Origin of the sequence: Stenotrophomonas sp. Sm2128 (genome assembly GCF_030985535.1) — a bacterium.
GTDB lineage: Bacteria > Pseudomonadota > Gammaproteobacteria > Xanthomonadales > Xanthomonadaceae > Stenotrophomonas > Stenotrophomonas maltophilia.
Map to the genome: position 1 here is coordinate 1 of NZ_JAPTFQ010000132.1, position 5,360 is coordinate 5,360.

The following is a 5,360-nucleotide window of genomic DNA, read 5'->3' on the forward strand; positions in this document are numbered from 1 at the left end:
GCCAAGCCCCCATGGACGGGTTTACGGCGTCTCCCGCCACCGGACCCACCCCACCTACCCTCAGGAAACCAGCTTCTGCTTCGGCCGTTGCTGTTGCTTTGGCCTCTGCAGGTGCAGGGCTGCAAGCCCTGCAAACCCAACCCCCTCTTAGTACAGCGTGCGCTCCGGCGCACCGGCCGGCGGCGGGGTGTACTGGTACAGCCAGGTCTCGCTCAGGGTCTTGCCGCCACTGCGCAGGAACAGGCGGATGTCGATCTGCTCGGTACTGCCCTCCGGCGGCACCAGGTCGAACATCGCGCGGTAGCCGTTGATCTCGCGCAGCGGACGCGCCGACACGATCTCCACCCGGCCGCGGCTGGCTTCCACCACCGCCTCGACCTCGCCCTTGTCGATCAGCCTGGCCAGCTCGCCGCCTTCGAAGTCCACCGCGAAGCGCCAGCTGAAGTACTCGCGCTTCTTGCCGACCACGCCACCCAGGCCGGTGCGGCTGGCCACGCAGTGCGCCAGCGGCGGCCGTGCCGGCGGTTCGGCACCCCAGTACAGGCGGTAGCCGACCAGCAGTTCCTGGCCCGGCTGCGGTTTTTCCTTCGGGTTCCAGAACGCCACGATGTTGTCGAAGGTCTCGTCCACGGTGGGGATCTCCACCAGCTGCACCGAGCCCTCGCCCCATTCGCCCTTCGGCTCCACCCACAGGCACGGGCGCTTCTCGTAGAACACGCCGTCGTCCTGGTAATGGTCGAAGTTGCGGTCGCGCTGCAGCAGGCCGAAGCCGCGGGGGTTGCGGTCCACGAACATGTTGAAGCGCAGGTTGCGCGGGTTCAGCAGCGGCCTCCAGATCCATTCGCCGGCACCGGTCCACAGCGACAGGCCGTCGGTGTCGTGGATCTCCGGGCGCCAGTCCCAGGCCATGCGGCGGTCGTTCTCGCCCACCTGGTACATGCTGGTGCACGGGGCGATGCCCAACCGCTCGATCGCCTTGCGCGGGTACAGCGCGCTGTCGATGTCCATCAGCAGCACGTCGCCATTGGTGATCGCGAAGCGATAGGCGCCGGCCACGCTGGGCGAATCCAGCAGGCCGTAGACCACGATCGTGTCCGAATCAGCCGAGGGTTGTTCCAGGTAATAGGCGATGAAGTCCGGGAATTCCTCCGGCTTGCCCATGCCGGTATCGATTGCCAGGCCACGCGCGGACTGGCCGTACTGGCCTTCCTTGCCGACCGCGCGGAAGTAGCTGGCGCCGAGGAAGGCGGCGAAATCGCGATCGGTGTCCTTGCGGGTGTTCAGGCGGAAACCGGCGAAGCCGAGATCGGCCGGCAGCTCGCCGTCCTTGATGCCGCTCTTGCCGTAGTTGAAGGCCGCGCCGTCATAGGCCAGCTCCTGCGCCTTGCCGTCGACCACGTCGAACATGCGCACCGGCGAATGGAAGTACAGGCCCAGGTGGAAGAACTTGGCCTGGAACTTGCCCGGCTGGTCGGCCCACAGCGCATGGTCCTGGCGGTAACCGATCGACTGGTACTGGTCCCAGTCCAGCCCTTCCAGGCGGCCCGGCAGCACCCGCTTGTGGCTCTTGTAGGGCGCCTGTGCCAGCGCGCGGGCCTGGCCCTTCAGGGTGGCGAAGTCGAACGGCTGCGGTTGGCCGAGGCGGCGCAGGCCCATCTGGCCGCTCCTGCTGGCCGCGCACGCGGGCAGGGACGGCAGGCCGAATGCAGCCAGGGCGAGGGAGGCATTGCGGATGAAGTCGCGTCGTTGCATGCAGGCGCGTCAGGCACAGAGGGGAAGGTCGGCCATCATAGGCAGACAAACGTTAACGGGCAGCGGAGACGTGCCCTGCCCGTTCAGCTGCCGCTGGCCGCCCGCCTCAGCGCTGGCAGTGGCTGCACCAGACGCTGGCGCGCTGGCCGATGGTGGCGTGCTTCAGCGCGCGGCCACAGTTCGGGCACGGCAGCCCGTCACGGCCGTACACCAGCAGTTCCTGCTCGAAGTAACCCGGCGCGCCATCGGGGCTGATGAAGTCACGCAGGGTGGTGCCACCACGGGTGATGGCGTAGCCGAGGATCTCCTTCACCGCATCGGCCAGCCGCTGGTAGCGCTCGCGCGAGATTTTCCCAGCCTCGCGCAGCGGACTGATGCCGGCCTTGAACAGGCTCTCGGCGGCGTAGATGTTGCCCACGCCCACCACCACCGCCTGGTCCATCAGGAAGGTCTTCACCGGCGCGCTGCGGCCACGGCTGCGGGCGAACAGGTAGTCCCCGTCGAAGGCATCGTCCAGCGGCTCCGGGCCCAGCCCCTGCAGCAGCGGGTGGACTTCGCCGGCCGGCTGCCACAGCAGGCTGCCGAAGCGGCGCGGGTCGTTGAAGCGCAACAGGCGGCCGTTGTCCAGGCTGATATCCACATGGTCGTGCGCGCGCAGCGGGGTATCGCCGGGCAGCACACGCAGGCTGCCGGACATGCCCAGGTGCAGCACGGCGCTGCCGATGGCGGTGTCCAGCAGCAGGTACTTGGCGCGACGGCGGATGTCCTCGATGCGCTGCCCCGGCAGCAGCTCGGCCACTTCCGGCGGAATCGGCCAGCGCAGGTCGGCGCGGCGCAGGATCACGCCGTGCACGCGGCGGCCCTGCAGGTGCGGCGCCAGGCCGCGGCGGGTGGTTTCGACTTCGGGCAGTTCAGGCATGAACCGATTCTACGCCCGCTCAGCGTGGCGGCGCCGCCAGTTCACGGGCATCCAGGACACCATCACCGTTGGCATCCTGCTTATGGAAGCGCTGCACGATCACCTGCCGCTGCTGCTCGCGGCGGATCGCCCTGCCCTTGCCACCGGGCAGCTCCTCGGCGCTCAGCACGCCATCGCCATTGCGGTCCATGCGGTCGAAGGCATACAGCATCCACTGCACGTACTCGGCCTCGCTGACCTTGCCGTCGCCATCGCTGTCCATCCGCTGCAGGTAGCTGGCGGTATCGGTGACCTGGGCCAGCGCCGCACCCGGCAGCAGCACCGCCAGCAGAACGCCGTACCCTGCCCTCACGCGCCCACCAGGCTGTAGCCCTTCAATCGCGCAGCGTAGGCCTGCAGCGCCGCGATTCCGCTTTCCTCGGCCTCGCGGCACCATGCCTGCAGCTGGTGCAGGCGCTCGGCGGCATCGTGGCCGCGGGCCTCGAGCAGCGCCGCCAACCGCGCGCGGTACTCGACCAGGGTGCGGATGCGCGGGCGCTGTGCCACCCATTCGCTGAGCTGGGCACGACTGTCCGGCTTCAGCCAGCGGCCATCGTTGACCAGGCCACGGCGCAGCCGGCGCGGCAGCAGGCGCCGCAGCTTGGCCCCAGCGTGGGCGGCTTCCTCGCGCAGGGCCGGCATGAACACGTTGCGCTGGTAGTCGGTCATCGCCTGGAAGCGGTGCGAGAGCAGCGCCTTCAGGGTCTCGGCATCGGGCACGGCGATGTTCGGGCGTACGTCCATGGCCGGTGCAACGCGAAGCACCTTGGCCAGACGCAGCGCCTGCAGCAGGCGGATCGCACTCCAGCCGATGTCGAACTCCCAGCGCCGCATCGCGAAGCGCGCCGAGCTGGGGAAGGCATGATGGTTGTTGTGCAGCTCCTCACCACCGATCCAGAACCCCCACGGCGTCAGGTTCGTGGAGGTATCGGCCGATTCGTAGTTGCGGTAGCCCCACCAGTGGCCCAGGCCATTGACCACGCCGGCCGCCCAGAACGGGATCCACGCCATCTGGATCGCCCACAGGGCCACGCCGGGCAGGCCGAACAGCACGCTGTTGATCGCCAGCAGCAGCACCGGGCCCAGCGTGGCGTGCGGGGTATACAAATGGCGCTCGATCGCATCATCCGGGGTACCGCGCCCGTACTGATCGATGTCCGCGCGCATGCCGCGTGCCTCCCGGTACAGCTCCACGCCGTGCCAGAACACCTTGCCGATGCCGCGGGTGACCGGGCTGTGCGGGTCGTCCTCGGTCTCCACCTTGGCGTGGTGCTTGCGGTGGATGGCCACCCACTCGCGGGTGATCATCGAGGTGGTCAGCCACAGCCAGAAACGGAACACGTGGGCCAGCGCCGGGTGGAAATCGACGCCGCGATGGGCCTGGCTGCGGTGCAGGTACAGGGTCACCGAGAAGATGGTGATCTGGGTGAAGACCAGCAGCACGCCCAGCATGGCCCACCAGCCGAGGCCGAGCACACCACCGGTCAACAGGGACATCAGGGCATCGGGCATGGCGGCTCTCCGTATCGACGCGGGGATGGCAGACATCATGGGCGCTTGCGTTGCAAACTGCATCCCTGCGGCGGTGATTGCCACCGTCATCCGTGGCACCGTTCACAGTTGGGGACCTGAGTTGTCGAGCCTTGATCCACGCGCCAGCACCATGACCGCCGCCCCGCCCCTGGCGGAGCTGCCCCCCTTGATCGAACTGGACCGCGCCACCGTGGTGCGCGGCCAGGTGAAGGTGCTGCACGGGCTCAGCCTGCGCATTGCGCAGGGCCAGCACACCGCCCTGCTCGGCCCCAACGGCTGCGGCAAGTCGACCTTCATCAAGCTGATCACCCGCGAACTGTATCCCCTTGCACAGGGAGACGGCTCGGTGGCGGTGAAGGTGCTGGGCCAGAACCGCTGGCAGGTGGACCGGCTGCGTTCGCAGCTGGGCATCGTCACCGGCGACCTCAGCAGCAATCTGGCCGACATGCCCGGGCTGACCGTGGAACAGGCAGTGCTGTCCGGCTTCTTCGCCAGCTACGTGGTGCCGGCCTTCCGCGAAGTGACCGCCGACATGCGCACGCGCGTCGGCGAGACACTGGCGATGACCGGCGCCCTGTCCCTGCGCGAACGCGCCTATGCCGAGCTGTCGGCCGGCGAGACCCGCCGCGTGCTGATCGCCCGCGCGCTGGTCAACCGGCCGCAGGCACTGCTGCTGGACGAACCCTCCACCGGGCTGGACCTGGTCGCCCGCGAGCAGCTGGTGGCGACCATGCGGGTGCTGGCGCAGCAGGGCATCACCCTGGTGCTGGTGACCCACCACATCGAAGAGATCATTCCCGAGATCGAACGCGTGGTGCTGCTGCGCGACGGCCGTGTGCTGGCTGATGGCACCCGCGCCGAACTGCTGCGCAGCGCGCCGCTGTCGGCGGTGTTCGGTGGCGCGATCACCGTGTGCGAGCAGGAAGGCCGGCTGACCGCGTACGCGGGGTGAGGCGGAGCCCTCGGAGGAAACAAGGAGCCTGGAAACCGACAGGCCTGGGAGATCGACTCTACCCCGTCGTGATGTCATTCCCGCCGTCACGCCATTCCCGTCGCGATGCCATTCCGTCGCCATGCCGGTGCAGCGGGGCGGGAGTTTACGCCCCCCCCCCCCGAG

Annotated in this window: 5 protein-coding genes; 1 reads left to right on the top strand and 4 read right to left on the bottom strand. The window is 68.6% G+C overall.

The window, feature by feature from the left end; all coding sequences use genetic code 11:
- Nucleotides 1–147: 147 nt before the first annotated feature.
- From O0K41_RS21835 to O0K41_RS21850, 4 genes are all read right to left on the bottom strand, one after another.
- Nucleotides 148–1,752 carry a glucan biosynthesis protein D gene (locus O0K41_RS21835; protein ID WP_164222643.1) on the bottom strand — a complete coding sequence of 535 codons (1,605 nt, stop codon included), beginning with the start codon at nucleotides 1,750–1,752 and terminating at the stop codon, nucleotides 148–150.
- 106 nt (nucleotides 1,753–1,858) lie between these two features.
- Nucleotides 1,859–2,671, bottom strand: a complete 813-nt coding sequence (mutM, locus tag O0K41_RS21840; RefSeq protein WP_005407488.1) for a bifunctional DNA-formamidopyrimidine glycosylase/DNA-(apurinic or apyrimidinic site) lyase — start codon at nucleotides 2,669–2,671, stop codon at nucleotides 1,859–1,861.
- 19 nt (nucleotides 2,672–2,690) lie between these two features.
- Complete coding sequence (locus tag O0K41_RS21845) at nucleotides 2,691–3,023, bottom strand: EF-hand domain-containing protein (RefSeq protein WP_005407487.1); 333 nt, start codon at nucleotides 3,021–3,023, stop codon at nucleotides 2,691–2,693.
- Nucleotides 3,020–4,222: a fatty acid desaturase gene (locus O0K41_RS21850; RefSeq protein ID WP_049449737.1), complete on the bottom strand. Its 1,203-nt coding sequence runs from the start codon at nucleotides 4,220–4,222 to the stop codon at nucleotides 3,020–3,022. The genes O0K41_RS21845 and O0K41_RS21850 overlap by 4 nt, the downstream gene beginning before the upstream one ends.
- 151 nt (nucleotides 4,223–4,373) lie before the next feature.
- On the opposite strand from O0K41_RS21850, the gene O0K41_RS21855 reads away from it, so the two are divergent.
- Nucleotides 4,374–5,195, top strand: coding sequence for an ATP-binding cassette domain-containing protein (locus tag O0K41_RS21855; RefSeq protein WP_033833536.1), 822 nt, complete (start codon nucleotides 4,374–4,376; stop codon nucleotides 5,193–5,195).
- The last annotated feature ends 165 nt before the right edge of the window (nucleotides 5,196–5,360 follow it).

What these genes read in the sequence shown, in the direction of transcription:
- O0K41_RS21850 (WP_049449737.1), bottom strand. Translation starts at nt 4,222, where the DNA reads ATGCCCGATGCCCTGATGTCCCTGTTGACCGGTGGTGTGCTCGGCCTC.
- O0K41_RS21855 (WP_033833536.1), top strand. Translation starts at nt 4,374, where the DNA reads ATGACCGCCGCCCCGCCCCTGGCGGAGCTGCCCCCCTTGATCGAACTG.
- O0K41_RS21835 (WP_164222643.1), bottom strand. Translation starts at nt 1,752, where the DNA reads ATGCAACGACGCGACTTCATCCGCAATGCCTCCCTCGCCCTGGCTGCA.
- mutM (WP_005407488.1), bottom strand. Translation starts at nt 2,671, where the DNA reads ATGCCTGAACTGCCCGAAGTCGAAACCACCCGCCGCGGCCTGGCGCCG.